The organism is uncultured Roseovarius sp., from assembly GCF_913057115.1.
Lineage (GTDB): Bacteria > Pseudomonadota > Alphaproteobacteria > Rhodobacterales > Rhodobacteraceae > Roseovarius.
The window spans coordinates 77,570-93,573 of record NZ_CAJXNN010000005.1 but is presented as its reverse complement, the minus strand read 5'-3'; the positions used below and the strand labels follow the sequence as shown (position 1 = coordinate 93,573).

Annotated in this window: 15 protein-coding genes; 13 read left to right on the top strand and 2 right to left on the bottom strand. The window is 58.9% G+C overall.

Annotated elements, in window-relative coordinates:
- The first annotated feature begins 84 nt into the window (after window positions 1-84).
- The 10 genes from ppk2 to QZ498_RS03810 all read left to right on the top strand — a co-directional run bounded on the left by ppk2 (window position 85) and on the right by QZ498_RS03810 (window position 9,695).
- Complete coding sequence (gene ppk2 / locus QZ498_RS03855) at window positions 85-975, top strand: polyphosphate kinase 2 (RefSeq protein WP_294620456.1); 891 nt, start codon at window positions 85-87, stop codon at window positions 973-975.
- A gap of 70 nt (window positions 976-1,045) precedes the next feature.
- Window positions 1,046-1,678 (top strand): DUF1007 family protein, encoded by a 633-nt coding sequence (locus QZ498_RS03850; protein WP_294620415.1) that lies wholly within the window; start codon window positions 1,046-1,048, stop codon window positions 1,676-1,678.
- Window positions 1,660-2,565 (top strand): hypothetical protein, encoded by a 906-nt coding sequence (locus tag QZ498_RS03845; protein WP_294620413.1) that lies wholly within the window; start codon window positions 1,660-1,662, stop codon window positions 2,563-2,565. Before QZ498_RS03850 ends, QZ498_RS03845 begins: the two co-directional genes overlap by 19 nt.
- 46 nt (window positions 2,566-2,611) lie before the next feature.
- Window positions 2,612-3,964 (top strand): MATE family efflux transporter, encoded by a 1,353-nt coding sequence (locus QZ498_RS03840; RefSeq protein WP_294620411.1) that lies wholly within the window; start codon window positions 2,612-2,614, stop codon window positions 3,962-3,964.
- Window positions 3,965-4,067: 103 nt separating this feature from the next.
- A complete protein-coding gene (gene folE2, locus QZ498_RS03835) occupies window positions 4,068-5,168 on the top strand; it encodes a GTP cyclohydrolase FolE2 (protein WP_294620409.1) in 1,101 nt (366 codons plus the stop codon).
- Window positions 5,169-5,410: 242 nt separating this feature from the next.
- Complete coding sequence (locus tag QZ498_RS03830) at window positions 5,411-5,869, top strand: hypothetical protein (RefSeq protein WP_294620407.1); 459 nt, start codon at window positions 5,411-5,413, stop codon at window positions 5,867-5,869.
- Window positions 5,870-6,009: 140 nt separating this feature from the next.
- Window positions 6,010-6,237 carry a hypothetical protein gene (locus tag QZ498_RS03825; RefSeq protein ID WP_294620405.1) on the top strand — a complete coding sequence of 76 codons (228 nt, stop codon included), beginning with the start codon at window positions 6,010-6,012 and terminating at the stop codon, window positions 6,235-6,237.
- A gap of 131 nt (window positions 6,238-6,368) precedes the next feature.
- Window positions 6,369-6,593: a DUF1127 domain-containing protein gene (locus tag QZ498_RS03820; RefSeq protein ID WP_294620403.1), complete on the top strand. Its 225-nt coding sequence runs from the start codon at window positions 6,369-6,371 to the stop codon at window positions 6,591-6,593.
- A 79-nt stretch (window positions 6,594-6,672) separates the two neighbouring features.
- Window positions 6,673-8,121: a TrkH family potassium uptake protein gene (locus QZ498_RS03815; protein ID WP_294620401.1), complete on the top strand. Its 1,449-nt coding sequence runs from the start codon at window positions 6,673-6,675 to the stop codon at window positions 8,119-8,121.
- The gene (locus tag QZ498_RS03810) at window positions 8,121-9,695 is read left to right on the top strand and encodes a thiamine pyrophosphate-binding protein (protein WP_294620400.1); all 1,575 of its coding nucleotides are present in this window, start codon (window positions 8,121-8,123) and stop codon (window positions 9,693-9,695) included. The genes QZ498_RS03815 and QZ498_RS03810 overlap by 1 nt, the downstream gene beginning before the upstream one ends.
- Here QZ498_RS03810 and QZ498_RS03805 read toward each other — a convergent pair.
- Window positions 9,692-9,961 (bottom strand): hypothetical protein, encoded by a 270-nt coding sequence (locus QZ498_RS03805; RefSeq protein WP_294620398.1) that lies wholly within the window; start codon window positions 9,959-9,961, stop codon window positions 9,692-9,694. The two genes, QZ498_RS03810 and QZ498_RS03805, sit on opposite strands and share 4 nt — an antisense overlap.
- A 304-nt stretch (window positions 9,962-10,265) precedes the next feature.
- Complete coding sequence (locus QZ498_RS03800) at window positions 10,266-11,993, bottom strand: serine protease (RefSeq protein WP_294620396.1); 1,728 nt, start codon at window positions 11,991-11,993, stop codon at window positions 10,266-10,268.
- Between the two features lie 208 nt (window positions 11,994-12,201).
- Between QZ498_RS03800 and QZ498_RS03795 the strand changes: the two genes are divergently transcribed.
- From QZ498_RS03795 to glyS, 3 genes are read left to right on the top strand one after another with little or no spacing between them, the layout of a single operon-like run.
- Entirely contained in the window at window positions 12,202-13,131 is a 930-nt protein-coding gene (locus QZ498_RS03795) for a glycine--tRNA ligase subunit alpha (RefSeq protein ID WP_294620394.1), read from the top strand.
- Entirely contained in the window at window positions 13,131-13,655 is a 525-nt protein-coding gene (locus QZ498_RS03790; RefSeq protein WP_294620392.1) for a DUF6446 family protein, read from the top strand. Before QZ498_RS03795 ends, QZ498_RS03790 begins: the two co-directional genes overlap by 1 nt.
- A 3-nt stretch (window positions 13,656-13,658) precedes the next feature.
- Complete coding sequence (gene glyS / locus QZ498_RS03785; protein WP_294620390.1) at window positions 13,659-15,914, top strand: glycine--tRNA ligase subunit beta; 2,256 nt, start codon at window positions 13,659-13,661, stop codon at window positions 15,912-15,914.
- The last annotated feature ends 90 nt before the right edge of the window (window positions 15,915-16,004 follow it).

Sequence of the window (16,004 nt, the reverse complement as noted above, 5' to 3'; positions counted from 1 at the left end):
GAGACGCGAAACATGACAACAGGTTCCAGTGCAGCGAAATCGGAAGCCACAAAAGCCGCGGCGTCGGCGCGGTCAGCGGCTGCCATGGCCGAGCGCGACTCCGAGCCCGAGGTGAAAGCCTCCGACAAGGTGGCGGACTTGCGCAAGGCGTTTGAAAACGGCGAATACCCTTATCAGGACAAGTTGAAGAAAAAACCCTACGAAGAAGAAAAAGCCAAGCTTCAGGCCGAGCTTTTGAAGGTTCAGCACTGGGCGCAGGAGACCGGCGAGAAATTCGTTTTGATATTCGAAGGCCGCGATGCCGCGGGCAAGGGCGGCACCATCAAGCGCTTCACCGAACACCTGAACCCACGTCAGGCGCGTGTTGTTGCCTTGAACAAACCGACTTGGGAAGAAAAAGGGCAGTGGTTCTTTCAGCGCTATATCGAACATCTGCCGACGGTCGGCGAAATGGTGTTCTATGACCGGTCTTGGTACAACCGGGCGGGTGTTGAACGGGTCATGGGTTTCTGTGAGCCTTGGGAATACCTTGAGTTCATGCGCCAGACCCCTGATTTGGAGCAAATGCTGGTTCGGTCAGGCATCCGGCTTTACAAATATTGGTTCTCAGTGACCCAAAATGAACAAAAGCGCCGCTTTGAAAGCCGGGCAACCGATCCGCTGAAGCAATGGAAGCTAAGCCCGATCGACAAGGAAAGCCTTGGCAAATGGGATGATTACACCGAAGCCAAGGAAGCCATGTTCTTCTACACCGATACGGCCGACGCGCCTTGGACCGTGATCAAATCGAACGACAAGAAGCGCGCACGCCTGAATTGCATGAAGCACTTCCTGAGCACGCTGGATTACCCGGGCAAGGATCCCGAGATCGCCCAGATGCCCGATCCGTTGATCGTGTCCACCGCCCAGCACGTCCTTCACCAAACTGACCATATCCTTGGGAAGTCTTTGCACCCGGACGTTCGCAAGGGTTGACGCGCAACGAACCGCTCAGATGCATCGGGCCGTCTTGCTGACAAGGCAATGCGGCCCTAAACATCTTCGCATGCTCCGCACACTCGTTCTTGCAGTCGCGATATCAATTGCCCCCATGGCGCAGGCGCACCCGCATGTCTTCGTGGACGTGGCCTTGCGCATGCTGAGCGACGACAAGGGGCGATTGACTGGTGTTGAAGTGACGTGGACCTATGATGATTTTTTCTCGCTTTTGGTACTGGAAGACCGCGGTTTGGACCCGGATGGCGATATGAACCTTACTGAAATGGAGCGTGGGGCGCTTATGGGGTTCGACCTTGAACATTGGGAGCCGGGTTTCGAAGGTGCGATGTTCATATATGACATGGCCGGGAAAATTGAGTTGGGGGCACCAGAAGCGACCTTTGCCGACATGGATGGTGGGCGGATCGTGACCCGCCATATTCGGCCGATCGACCCTATGCCATTCTCTGAGCTGACCCTCCGGCCATATGACCCCTCCTATTATGCGGCGCTTGACCTTGTTGAGGTCACGGGCCTGCCAAGCGCTTGTAAAAGCGAGATCATCCAGCCCGATACAAAGGCCGCCGATGCCAAGGTCGACGCATTGGGCGGAGCCGGAATGGAAGCCATCTTCGACGAGGTGCAGGTCGGCATTTACTATGCGGATGAATTGAGGGTGTCATGCGTAGCCTCGTCCTGATGGCCGGTTTGTGTATTCTGGGGCTGGTGGTCTGGCTTTGGGGCTTTGGCGGCGCCGATGATGTCGCGCGCTGGGCCACCGAAGGTCAGCGAGAGGTGCAGCAGGCCATGGCCGGGTACCTGCGCAAATTGCGGGCTGGCGAGGCAGGGGCGCTGGCCGGACTCTTGGGGCTGTGTTTTGCCTATGGGTTCTTTCACGCGGCCGGGCCGGGGCACGGGAAAATACTGATCGGTGGCTATGGCTTGGGCGCGCGTGTGCCGGTTATTCGCTTATCAGTACTGGCGCTGGCCTCAAGCCTTGCACAGGCGGCAACGGCCGTGATCCTTGTATATGCAGGCGTTTTGCTTCTTGGGGCGACGCGAGACGCCATGCAAGGTGCCGCGGACAAGATCATGGCGCCGGCAAGCTATGGCGCGATCGCCCTTGTCGGGCTGTGGTTGCTGTGGCGCGGCCTGCGCCGCTTTAAGCGCGCCACTCACAGCCGCCACGACAACGCGCATGACGAAGACGGCAATTGCGCAAGTTGCGGCCACCGGCATGGACCCAGCCTTGACGAGGCGAGGTCGGTAACTTCGTTCCGGGATGGTCTGGCAATCGTTGGGGCGGTCGCCATCCGGCCCTGCACAGGGGCCTTGTTCCTGCTCATTCTCACGTGGCGCATGGGGATCGACATGGCCGGTATCATGGGGGCATTCGTCATGGGGCTGGGCACGGCGAGTGTAACGGTTGCCGTGGCTATCGCCGCAGTCACCCTGCGCGAGGGTCTCTTTGCGCGTTTGATCGCCGGGCGGGGCGGTGCCGCTGCCCGCGCCTTGCCGCTCGTGGAAGTGGCGGCGGGCGCACTCGTGGCCATTGTCGCCGGGCAACTGATGCTGACCGCGATCTAGCGTCATTTCGATTGCCCTGCCGCCTTCGCCACCCTAAGGCAGGGCCATGCACTATGCCCTGACATATCGACAACATGCGCGCGCGGTTCTCGGCCTGGGCTTGCCGCTGGTGGGCAGCCATCTTGCGCAGTTTGCCATCACGCTGACCGATGCGGCGATGCTTGGGTGGTACAATGTCGAGTCGCTTGCCGCTGGTGTGCTGGGCGGCGAGATGTTTTTCGTCTTTTTCATCATGGGCTCGGGGTTTGCCTGGGCGGTCATGCCCATGGTGGCCTCGGCCCAAGGGGCGGGCGAGGACACACAGGTGCGCCGCGTGACGCGCATGGGGCTTTGGGCTTCGATCCTCTTTGGCTGTCTGGCTTTGCCAGTTTTGCTTTTTACCGAAGACATATTGCGGGCCTTGGGTCAAACCGATGAGGTGTCTCGTCTTGCCGGCGATTATAATCGCATCAATGGATGGGCCATCTGGCCGGCGCTTCTGGTCATGGTGTTGAAATCCTACCTTGCGGCGCTTGAGCGGACGCGCGTTGTCCTTTGGATCACGCTCTTGGCGGCGGGGGTGAATGCCCTGGTCAACTACGTCTTGATCTTTGGAAACTTCGGAGCGCCCGAGATGGGGATCCGCGGCGCCGCGGTCGCTTCGGTGGTGGTGCATCTGGTCTCGCTTCTGGCACTGGTCTTCTACGTGATTCGAGCCACGCCGGAGCACGCCCTGTTCCAAAGGCTCTGGCGCCCGGACGCCGAGGCTTTCGGCAGGGTGTTTCGCCTTGGCTGGCCCATTGGCATCACCAACCTTGCCGAAGTTGGTCTTTTCGCGGCCTCTTCGGTGATGATGGGCTGGCTTGGCACCTTGCCACTGGCCGCGCATGGTATTGCGCTGCAGGCGGCCTCGGTCGCCTTCATGATGCATCTTGGCCTCAGCAACGCGGCCACGGTACGCGCGGGGCACGCCCATGGGCGGGGGGACCTGCCCGGTTTGCGCGCAGGGGCATCCGTCGTCATCGGCATGTCTACACTTGCGGCCTTGGCCACGGTGATACTGTTCCTCGTGCTGCCCGAGCCCATCATCAGTGCTTTCATGCGCCCTGATGAGCCGGACCGTGAGGCGGTTCTTGCGCTTGGCACGGGGCTGTTGGCAGCGGCGGCCCTGTTCCAACTGGTTGACGCCGGACAAGTCATCGCCTTGGGGCTCTTGCGTGGGGTGCAGGATACCCGTGTGCCCATGGTGATTGCCGCGATCACCTATTGGGGTATCGGTATCCCGGCGAGTTACCTTTTGGGGTTCACGATGGGCCTTGGAGGGGTAGGCGTCTGGCTGGGCCTTGCCCTGGGCTTGGCTTTGGCGGCCATATTCATGATGGCGCGATTTTGGGGATGGTCGGCGCGCTTGCCGAAATAAGTGATCTGTGGCGTCGGTTTCAGCGTAAACAATACCGACAATAGCATTTTCGAGGCTGACGGCTTATGTATAAGCTCGGCAGCACGGACGAGGGGAGCATGCCATGAACATTCGACCGACCGATCTTGAAAGATCGCCCGAGCGGGACGAGGCTGAAGCGGCACTTGCCGTCCTTCGGGCTTGGGCCGAGTCGGCCAGTCCGGAAGAGGTGGCTGATCTGGACCCTGCGGTGGCGCGGCTGCTGCCAGGCCAAAGCCCAAGCAATTATCCCGCGCTGTCGCGTGACTACCCGCATGATTTCCAAGTCGACGCCGCCTACAAGGCGTCGATGCCCGACCTTCAAAACGGACCCAGCTCGCTGATCCGCGGGGCTCGTCGGCATTTGCAACATGTCGGTATCTCGAACTTTCGCTTGCCGATCAGCTTTCACACCCGCGACAACGGCGACCTGACGCTAGAGACCTCGGTCACGGGGACGGTCAGCCTTGATGCCGACAAGAAAGGCATCAACATGTCCCGCATCATGCGCAGCTTCTACAAGCATGCGGAGAAGACCTTCAGCTTCGAGGTGATCGAAGCCGCGCTTGATGATTATATCAATGACCTTGATAGTATCGACGCGCGTATCCAGATGCGCTTTTCCTATCCCGTAAAGGTGAAATCCCTACGCTCGGGTCTGGCGGGCTTCCAGTACTACGATATCGCCCTGGAATTGGTCGAACGCGACGGTGTGCGCCGCAAGTATATGCACCTCGACTACGTCTATTCCTCGACCTGCCCTTGTTCCTTGGAACTCAGCGAACACGCCCGGCAAGCCCGCGGGCAATTGGCCACCCCGCATTCGCAGCGCTCGGTCGCGCGCATTTCCGCCGAAGTGGTGGAAGGTGATGTCCTTTGGTTCGAAGACCTGATCGAAATGGCGCGTACTGCTGTACCAACCGAGACGCAGGTCATGGTGAAGCGCGAGGATGAACAGGCTTTTGCGGAATTGAACGCGGCCAATCCGATTTTCGTGGAGGATGCGGCACGTCTGTTCTGCGCTCAACTGCAAGCGGACGACCGCATCGGCGACTTCCGCGTTGTGGCGAGCCATCAGGAAAGCCTGCACAGCCACGACGCCGTCAGTGTTCTGTCCGAAGGGGATACTTTTTCCTCTGACAGCATTGATCCGAAACTGTTCTCCACCTTGTTTCACGTAGGATAATGCAAGCGTTGATTATATCGCCTATGTTTTAGGCATTCGTTGTGCGTTCGCATGTGGCGTGGGCACTGTATGCTCAAAACCCGCGTGTTTTGGCGCATTCGCTGTGGTCTCTGCGTCTCCTTCGTTATGACTTTGTCACATGGCCGCGCTAAAGCGGCCATGCATTGCGAAAGGAGCATCAAATGCAACATGTCACTACGCCCCTCGAAATCACCGCTGCCGCGTGGCGCGTGGCAGGTTACATGATGGAAACCAACCTGCGTGTGGCAACCGTATTCGGTCAGGCTGCGATCGAGTCCAATCCATTCGCAACATCTATGCGCCTTAAAGCAAAACCGTCGACCCCAAAGGCTGCACCCAAGGTCAAGGTCAAGTCGAGAACATCCAAGCCTTCGGCAGCGCAAGCCAAGAAGGCCCCGGCCAAGGTGGATGCTGCAAAACCTGCGCCCGTTACGAAAAAGGCAGTCAAGCCCGCCGCCAAAGCGAAACCGACCTCCGCACCGAAAGCGGCACCTGCCTTGAAATCAGCCCCTCAAGCCAAGGCGGCAAAACCCGCCGCGCCAAAACCCAAAACAGCCGCCGCCCCGGCAGGCAAGCCGACAGAATTGGCCGAAAAGCCCAAGCGGCCACGCGCACCATCCAATCCGCCGGCCATGCCCGAGCCCGTCGGGACCTCGGCAGCTAAGAAGAAAACCTCTTGAAATCAGAGACCTGTGTGCCGGGATGCACCTAGTGCAACCCGGCTTTGCCGAATGGCTGGTGGTCATGTCAGGTGCGCTGACCTATTGTTGGTGTCAGGGAGGAAACCAAACCGTAGCAACCTAAGGCAACGAGGTTTCCAATGACGACTTTGACCACTGATATTCGCGCCGCCAACCGCGGGTTTCGCGCCCGTATTTCGGCGTTCCTTGCTTCGCTGGCCCGGGCTTTCGAGGCACATGCCTACAACGCCTCTCGCCGCGACCAGATTGAATCCCTTCAAGCGAAATCCGACGCGGAATTGGCCGAGATCGGCGTGAAACGCGAAGATATCGTCCACTACGTCTATCGCGACCTGTTCTACGCGTGATGTCTGCCGGGAGTGGGCGGCCTGAGTGCAACACATCGGATCGCCCGCATCCTTTTCACTGCTTTAGGCGGCGGATTGTGCTATCGTGTTTGCATGGGAGGAGCCCACACCCGACAAGGAAAGGGGTTCCTGTGACAGACCGCATCGACATCGAATTCGTACCCGACACGTGGCGCAAGAAACTTGATCTGTACTTGCTTGAACACGCCCATGGAATGAACGGCTACATGCTCAGCCGGATGCATTTCGAGCGGCTTATGCGCCTGCATGCCATGACAGACCCTGAACTCGCACTTCTTGGGCTTACGCGAGAAGACATCATTCCATATGTAATGGGAGAGACGATTGCCGCCTGATTGACCCCGGTGACCTTCTGCATCGCAAGTGCTGACTGTAGCTTGACACCCGGTGAAGCTCGGGCCAACTCTGCCCTCCATGATCGATCTGCGCCCCGTGGGATATGTGATCGGCCTCATGGTGCTGGCCCTCGGGTCGACCATGGTGTTGCCGATGCTGGTGGACATCGCCGAAGCGCGAGGTCATTGGCCGGTTTTTGCTGAAAGCGCAGTGATAACCATGCTTGTCGGAGGGCTTGTGGCATTGGCCTGCCGCAATGGCGTGCGAGAAGGCCTGACCATTCAACAAACCTTCCTGCTGACCACCGGTGTCTGGGTCGCACTGCCGATTTTTGGTGCGATACCCTTCCTTCTGGGTGCCACCGAAGCGCGTGTAGTCGACGCCGTGTTCGAAGCCATGTCGGGGCTGACCACCACTGGGTCAACTGTCCTTTCCGGTTTGGAGGAGTTGCCAAAGGGCCTTCTTTTGTGGCGCGGTATTCTGCAATGGTTGGGCGGTATCGGGATCATTGTCGTGGCCATGGTTTTCCTGCCAGAGCTTCGCGTCGGCGGGATGCAGATTTTCCGCACGGCGGGGTTTGATACCATGGGGAAAATCCTGCCCCGCGCGACCGAGATCGCTTCGCGCATCTCGGTCATTTACCTCAGCCTCACCTTGATTTGCGTGCTGTGCTACCTAGCCTCGGGGATGAACGCCTTTGACGCGACGGTACACGCCATGACCACCGTGGCCACAGGCGGCTTTGCCAACTACGACGCTTCGTTCGGTGCCTTCGGCCCGATGACCGAATATGTCGCCGTGTGCGTCATGATGCTGGCGGCGCTGCCCTTCGTGCGCTTCGTGCAACTGACGGCGGGAACGGCCAAGCCACTTTTGACCGACCCGCAAGTCAGGGGTATCTTCGTCACCGCGGGCGTCCTCGTTCTGGGCCTCAGCCTTTGGCAAATGCTGCAGATGGGAGTGGCCAGCGAACAGGCGTTTCGCAAGGTGCTTTTCAACACTGTGTCGATCCTGACCGGCACGGGATACGCCAGCACCGATTACATGGCTTGGGGTGGCTTGCCCATTGCGGTGCTTTTTTTCACCGGGCTGATTGGCGGCTGCGCCGGATCGACCGCCTGTTCGATCAAGATCTTCCGATATCAACTTCTCTTCGCGTCGATCCGGGCGCAATTGCGGCGCATCTATACGCCGCATGGCGTCTTTACTCCGCGTTATCAGGGCCGCCCAATCGACGACGACGTGTTGAACTCGGTGATGTCTTTCTTCGTCTTCTTCATCGTGACCCTTGGATTGATCAGCGTTTTCCTCGGGTTTACCGGACTTGATTTCGTCACCTCTATTTCGGGCGCGGCGGCGGCGCTTGCGAATATCGGCCCCGGCTTGGGAGAAATCATCGGCCCGGCCGGTAATTTTGCGCCTCTCAACGACACGGCTAAATGGGTTTTGACCGCCGCGATGCTGATCGGAAGGCTGGAACTCCTTGCTGTATATGCAATCTTCACCATCAGTTTCTGGAGAGCTTGATGACCCAAAAGACCCTTGGCGCCCAAATTTCGCACATGCTCAAGTCGCGCGGCGTGGACGTGATTTTCGGCATTCCCGGTGTTCACAACCAAGAGCTGTATCGTGGAATCGAAGAAGCAGGCATTACACATGTCTTGGCCCGCCACGAACAGGGGGCGGGTTTCATGGCGGATGGCTACGCCCGCGCCACTGGAAAGCCCGGCGTGGCCTATGTCATCACGGGGCCTGGGCTGTGCAATATCATGACACCGATGGGGCAGGCCTATTCTGATAGTGTACCGATGCTGGTGATCTCGTCATGTCTCGACGAAACAGCGGCGCAACGCGGCCAGTTGCACCAGATGCTGGATCAACGCGCGGCGGCTGACACGGTTTGCGAATGGTCGGAGGAAGCCCGAAACCCTGAAGCGGCTTATGCCTTGATTGATCGGGCATTGATCGAACTGTCCACGGGCCGCGCCCGGCCTCGGCATATCCAAATCCCGATCTCGGTCTTGGAGACCCCAGCACCGCCGCCGGGTCCACGCCCTGTCATCGCGTCGGAAGCCGCGGCGAAACCGATGTCCGGGATCATTGAGACGATCCTTGCTGCCAAGACACCGCTGTTCATCCTTGGCGGCGGTGCGCGAAAATGTGGTTATCCCGCGCGGGACGCTCTGCGGGCGCTTGGCGCCGCTTGTTTTGAAACGCAAGCTGGACGCGGCGTGATCGGTCCTTATGCATTGAACTACGGTAGCTACCTAGCGCGGCCTGACTCGCGGACGGTTATTGAACAGGCGGATGTGGTTGTTCTGGTAGGTACCGAACTTAGCCATCCGGATGTGCTACGTGACGATGCAGGTATTCGTGGGCGTCTCATTCAAGTAGACATCGACCCGTCGGGTTTCCTGCCGGAATGTGGGTGGCCCGTTCTGTCGTCCGCTGAAAACTTCTTTGATCGGCTATTGCCCGCGCTGGATGGACACGAGGCGGCGACCGAATGGGACCCCGCCAAAGTCCGAACGGCGAAGGCCCGGTGGCGTGCTGAGGTGGATGCTGAAATCCCTAATGTCCTGACTATTGCCGAGGCTCTGCGGAAGAGTCTTCCGGATTTGACGGCAATCTATTCCGACATGACGCAATTCGCTTACGCGTCGTTGGAAAGCTGGCCCATGGAGAGACCGGGATTCTGGCATCACCCGGCAGGTTTTGGTACCTTGGGGTACAGCCTTCCTGCATCCATAGGCGGTGCAATTGCGCGGCCAGATTTGCCAACCTGTTGCGTGATCGGTGATTATGGGCTCCAGTATACGATCGCCGAACTTGGAACGGCGGTGGAGCTGGGCCTGCCATTGCCCATTTTGCTATGGGACAATGGCAAGCTGGGCGCGATTGAAAACAGCATGATCGGTGCGCAGATTGCGCCCAATTCCGTCATCGCGCATAATCCTGATTTTTTGGCCCTCGCGCGCGCTTATGGGGCGCAAGCGTTTCGCCCGGCATCGCTTGCGGACTTGACGCGGCAAGTCAACGAGGCTTTCAAAGCAGACCGCCCGACGCTCATCCACATGACGCCAGCATTGGCCCAGTCCTAGTAGACCCCGCTCAGCGATTTGACCACGATCTGACGCGGACAGCCTTTGCGATCCGTGTTGACGATGATGTACCAGACGCTCTCACCGGGAAGTCCTGCCCGTGAATACTCGCAGCCCAAGGGATGCGTCCACCATTGCCCTTGATGGTTGGCAGGTGGCACCGCGCCGGTATTCTGGAGCTTGGGCGCGATACGGTGTTGCGCATCGGCCGTACCGGCAAGCATGGCAACGGCGAGGCCGAGGGCGAGATGTGGAAACTTCAACATGGTAAACTCCATTTTTGGGCCGATCTATCGGCTGCGCCCCCACGCATTCGGGCATCTGGACAAGCTGTGCACTGGTCGGCACGGATGCTGTGCCATCACGAGAGCAATGGCGCTGTTTCCGATCATGGCCGAAACCAGTTGTCCGAGGATTGGGAAACAATCACGCCTGTCGGCGTCTTGCCCTGTTCGCCATTCTGGCGCATGGGGCCAGAGTGCGTAATGGATATTACCGAATTGTTAATGGCCCCGCACAATGTAGGGCCATTAAAGTTTGCATTTTAGAAAACTGTTCAGCTTTTGAGCGCTATTCCCAGCAACTCACCAAGACGGTCATGCTGGCCGCGCGATTGGTCAAGGCTTCGGGCGCCATTTGGTCTTGATCGTTCGTTGCCGAAGGGGACACGCCCGCCTCTTGCAAGACCTTCTTTACCGCCTGCGCATCTGCGGCGAAGCTGACACCCTCAGGCAACCTGCGCTCTTTCATGCGGTTGGGCAGCAACATGCCCAAAACCGCACCACCGGCATCCACGACGGGGCCACCGGCATCGCCTTCAAGTGCGGCCAGTGCAAGACGCTTGAGCGTGTCCTCGCCATTCAACCCCTGCAATTCCGCGATTTGACCGAAGGTCAGTGTGGGTGCGCCAAGGACCCCACCATAGGAATAGCCAGCCACGGCCACATCCGCTTGCAGACGCGGCATGGTATTCTGGAAAGCGGCCACACTCATTGGGGCCAGCGACTCCACCGGGCGCAGAACCGCGATACCAAGCTCTTCGTTTATGGTGGTGAGCTGGGCGTCATATTCCTCGTCGATGGTGATTTTGCCGCAGTTCTGCGTCACCTCGGCCGTTGTCACCACCGTGCCGGCATCATCGACGTAGAAACCCGAGCGCGACAGTTTAGGCTTACGTACCTCGAGCCCCGCCACAAGGTCGATGCTCGGCTCCGATGCAACACCCGCGGTCGGATCAAGCACACCTTCCAACCGGGTAAAGCTTTCCTGCATCTCGCCAAGCATCCGTGTGCGGCGCTCTTCATCGCCTGCCGGCCAGATCAGAGTAAAGCCTTTTACATGTCCGTCTTTCAGCCACGCCTGCGTGTGCGAGATGCTCAGGGCACCTTCCCCGATCAAGGTAAACGCGCGACGATCCAGCGTTCGCGGGCCACGTTCGGGCACGATCTCGAGCGTTTGCATGATATCGTAAAGCCCGGCCAACGTGGCTTCATCACCTTCCTGACTGATAAGAAGAACCTTGGCGTCAATATCGGCTGAAGCACTGTAATGCGCAAACGGCGGCTCGTATTTTTCAAAGCTGACGACGCCCGTTGGCAGGATCATCTCGATACCAGCGTCTTCATCGCGGACGACCTGCAAGTCCAAACCTTCCAAGATTTCGTTGTACTGGCGCAACAATTCGGCACGTTGCATTGTGGTCAAGATGCCTGTTTCCTCGAAATTGTTGGCTTCCTGCCAACGGGCCATGGCCCCACGCGTTCCCCGACCAAAGGCCGCATCAATGGCTCCGCCGTAAAATCCGGCCCATTTGAGGGCTTCCTGTAACTCGGCGCGCTGCTCGCGGGTCAAGTCACGCTCGCTGGCGCGGGCTTCGCGCGGGGTTTCGTCAGGTTCGGCAATCCGCGGTTCCGGGGCAGGCTCGGCCTCGGCTATCTCCTGTTGGGACTCGCTTGCATCGGCCTCAGGGTCGGTGGCCTGCACCTCGGGCGCGGCTTCGGCGAGGGTGTTGGCCCCAACTGGCCAGAATTGCTGTCGGTAATCACTGCTTTCGGCGATATAGCTGTCCCGCGGGATAACTCCTTCGGCGCGCAGTACCCGCAAGACTTGCTGTGCATCCTGCGGCGTGTAAGGCCCCAATGCGATGGCATACCACCCGCTGCCAATCGAAAACCCGTTCACGTCCTGCAATTCAGAGGCATAGCCTCGGATGCTCTGTTGTGCTTGGGCCAAGCTTGGCTGCGCTTCGATCTGCACCCAAGCCAGCCCGTCGTCCTGCGCCTGCGCGGCAGGCGCCATCGTCAAAACTGCCAGTATCAGTGCCGATAAAATGCGCGCCATAGTACCCAATTGCTCGTACCCTTGTGATAAAAGTTCGTGTTTCTGAATCTTTTAGCAAATCTGCGGATGTATGCACCCAAAATATCGCGTGCCATGCAATTGATTCTTCTCTGCCGGGGCCGTAGGTAAGGGCGGCGATTTCAGGCGCTCAGCCCCGGAGAGGAAGATGGTGGAAGAAACCGGCAAACCCCGCAGTTTTCAGGAAATTATCCTGCGGCTGCAATCTTACTGGTCCGAACAGGGCTGTGCCGTCATGCAGCCTTATGACATGGAGGTGGGTGCGGGCACGTTCCACCCTGCCACGACGCTCCGCTCACTCGGCTCCAATCCTTGGGCCGCGGCCTATGTGCAGCCCTCGCGCCGCCCGACCGATGGGCGCTATGGCGAGAACCCCAACCGGTTGCAGCACTACTACCAGTACCAAGTGTTGATCAAACCCAGCCCGCCCAACCTGCAAGAGCTGTATCTCGGCAGCCTCAAGGCCATCGGTATCGACATTGCGCTGCATGACATCCGCTTTGTCGAAGACGACTGGGAAAGCCCCACGCTTGGCGCTTGGGGCCTTGGTTGGGAGGTCTGGTGCGACGGTATGGAAGTCAGCCAGTTCACCTATTTCCAACAGGTGGGCGGCCATGATTGCCACCCGGTTTCGGGTGAATTGACCTATGGTCTGGAACGCTTGGCAATGTATGTTCTGGGCATTGACCACGTGATGGACATGCCCTTCAACGACCCCGACGCGCCGATTGCCCTGACTTATGGCGACGTCTTCCGCCAAACCGAACAGGAATACAGCCGCTGGAACTTCGACGTGGCCAACACGGAAGTGCTTTTCAAGCAGTTCGAGGAGGCCGAGGCGGAGTGTGAGGCAATCTTGAGCCAAGAACATGAAGACCCCAAGACCGGCAAGCGGATCGTCATGGCGCACCCGGCCTATGATCAATGCATAAAGGCCAGCCACCTCTTTAACCTGCTGGATGCGCGGGGGGTGATCTCGGTCACTGAACGGCAGGCCTATATCGGGCGGGTGCGGGCCTTGGCCAAGAAATGTGCCGACGCCTTCGTGCAGACCGAAGCCGGAGGGCACGCAGCGTGATGGGTAAAATCCTTGGAGGGTCGATCGTCGTCGTGGCAATCTTGGCGGGCGTGCTCCTCTATTACCAACAGATTTACGCCTATTACGAACCGGTGAAAGCCACTGGTACCGATGACGTGCAGATGACGTCGCTTGTTTCGGGCGCGCCGGAACCGGTGCTTTACGACAATTTCGAAGCTATTGATGCCGATAGCTCCCCAATCCGATACCGCGCCTGTTTCACCACCACCATGAGCCACGCCATGCTCAGCGAAACCTATGAACCCTATGAGGGGGCCGAGCCTTTGGTCGCGCCGGGCTGGTTTGATTGCTTTGATGCTGTCGAATTGGGCGCTGCCTTGGAAGACGGTCGCGCCTTGGCCTTCTTGGGCGAGAAAAACATCCAATACGGCATCGACCGGATCGTCGCCATCACCGAAGACGGGCGTGGCTATGTCTGGCACCAGATAAATGACTGCGGCGAGGTCGTCTTTGATGGCGAAACCGCCCCTGAGAATTGCCCCGAACCACCCGAAGGGTACTGACCAATGCCTGATCTTCTGATCGAACTCTTCTCCGAGGAAATACCCGCCCGCATGCAGCGCCGCGCGGCCGACGACCTCAAGGCCAAGATGACCAACGGGCTGGTCGAGGCGGGGCTGACCTACGCCCATGCGCAGGCCTTTTCGACCCCGCGTCGCCTGACACTGGCGCTTGAGGGACTGTTGGGGGAAAGCCCCACCGTCACCGAAGAGCGTAAAGGCCCCCGTGTAGATGCGCCGGAAAAGGCCATTGAAGGCTTTCTTCGTGGGGCAGGGGTGTCCCGCGAAGACCTTGAAATCAGGGATGAAAAGAAGGGTCAGGTCTATTTTGCCAAGATCACCAAACCGGGCCGTCCGGCGGCGGAAATCGTGGCAGAGGTCCTGGAAGACACCGTGCGCAACTTCCCGTGGCCCAAATCCATGCGCTGGGGCGCGGGAAGCCTGCGGTGGGTGCGGCCCTTGCATTCGATCCTGTGCATCCTCACCGATGACGCGGGTGAGGCCACGGTGGTGGACTTCGATATCGATGGCATCAAAGCCGGTAACACGACCCAAGGGCACCGGTTCATGGGCAAGGGGCGCTTTGCGGTCTCCGGATTTGAGGACTATCAGGCCAAGCTGAAGCGTGATTTCGTGATCCTCGACCCGCAGGAACGGGCCGATCACATCTGGCAGGACGCGACCAATCAGGCTTTCGCCGCCGGGCTGGAAGTTGTTGAAGATAAAGGGCTTTTGGCCGAAGTCTCGGGCCTTGTGGAATGGCCCGTCGTCCTGATGGGCGAGATTGGCGAGGAGTTTTTGGAACTGCCCGCCGAGGTTTTGCAGACCTCGATGAAAGAGCATCAGAAGTTTTTTTCGGTCAAGAATCCCAAGACGGGCCGGATTGAGCGTTTCGTGACGGTCGCCAATATCGAAACCGCAGACCATGGCGCGACCATTCTGGCGGGCAATCAAAAGGTTCTGTCAGCGCGGCTCTCGGACGCAAAATTCTTTTGGCAGAACGACTTACGCGAAGCCAAGGCCGGGATGCAGGCTTGGATCGACCAGCTTGATAACGTCACCTTTGAGCGGCAGTTGGGCACGCAGGCGGCGCGGATTTCGCGGATCGCGGCCCTTGCGTGTGAGATTGCGCCGAAAGTGGGGGCCGATGCCGATCTGGCCGAGCAGGCCGCGCGGGTGGCCAAGGCCGACCTGAGTTCCGAGATGGTCTATGAATTCCCGGAATTACAAGGGCTTATGGGCCGTTACTATGCCGAGGCTGCGGGCCTTCCGGCGGAGGTGGCAGCCGCCTGTGAGGAGCATTATTCGCCCCTTGGGCCATCTGATGCGGTGCCTGAAGCGCCTGTTTCTTTGACTGTGGCACTGGCCGACAAGATCGACACGCTAACCGGATTTTGGGCTATAAATCAAAGACCTACAGGATCAAAGGACCCCTTTGCCCTGCGCCGGGCGGCGCTTGGGGTGATCCGGATCGTGCTGGACAATGGCCTGCGGGTGCATCTGGACCGCTTTATCGACAGCCAATTGTTGCGACACAAGATCAGCCTGAACCGCAGAAAGGCGAGCGAAGGCGAGATCGACACTTTGGAAGAAGTGCTTGATCAGATTGGAGAATTTGGTGTTTTCGGCGCAGCCTTCCGGGCGGTGATCGACAAGATCAAGGACCGGGACGGCGCGCCGGATACAAGCGATGGAAGCCTGCTGCGCACGGTGGGCGATCTGGTGCCGGATCTGAGCACCGATTTGCTGGCCTTCTTTCATGACCGGCTGAAAGTTTACCTGCGAGATCAAGGGCTTAAGCATGATGTGATCGACGCTTGCCTGATGCTGGATGGCGGTGATGACCTTTGGTTGATTGCAACCCGGGCGAAGGCCTTGAGTGAGATTTTGGCCACTGAAGATGGCGAAAACCTTGTTCAGGGGTTCAAGCGGGCCAATAACATCCTGACGCAGGCCGAGGAAAAAGATGGTGTCGAATACTCCTTCGGGCCGGATGTGAAATACGCGGAAGTCCCTGAAGAAAAAGACCTTTTTGCTGCACTCGACGCCGCCGAAGCCGATATCGCCAAGGCCAACAAGGCCGAAGATTTTACCGCTGCGATGGAAGCCATGGCGAAATTGCGCGCCCCGATCGACGCGTTCTTCGAGGCGGTGCAGGTGAACACCGACAAGGATATCGTGCGCCGGAACCGCTTGAATTTGCTGGGAAAAATCCGGGATATCTGTCTTCAGGCGGCGGATTTGACCAAATTGGAAGGCTAACGCCGCGATTTTCGTACGACTCGTACGCTTACCCCCCGGTTTTCGTACGAAAATGCGGGGAAGCTGATCAGGGGTCGTACGAGTCGTACG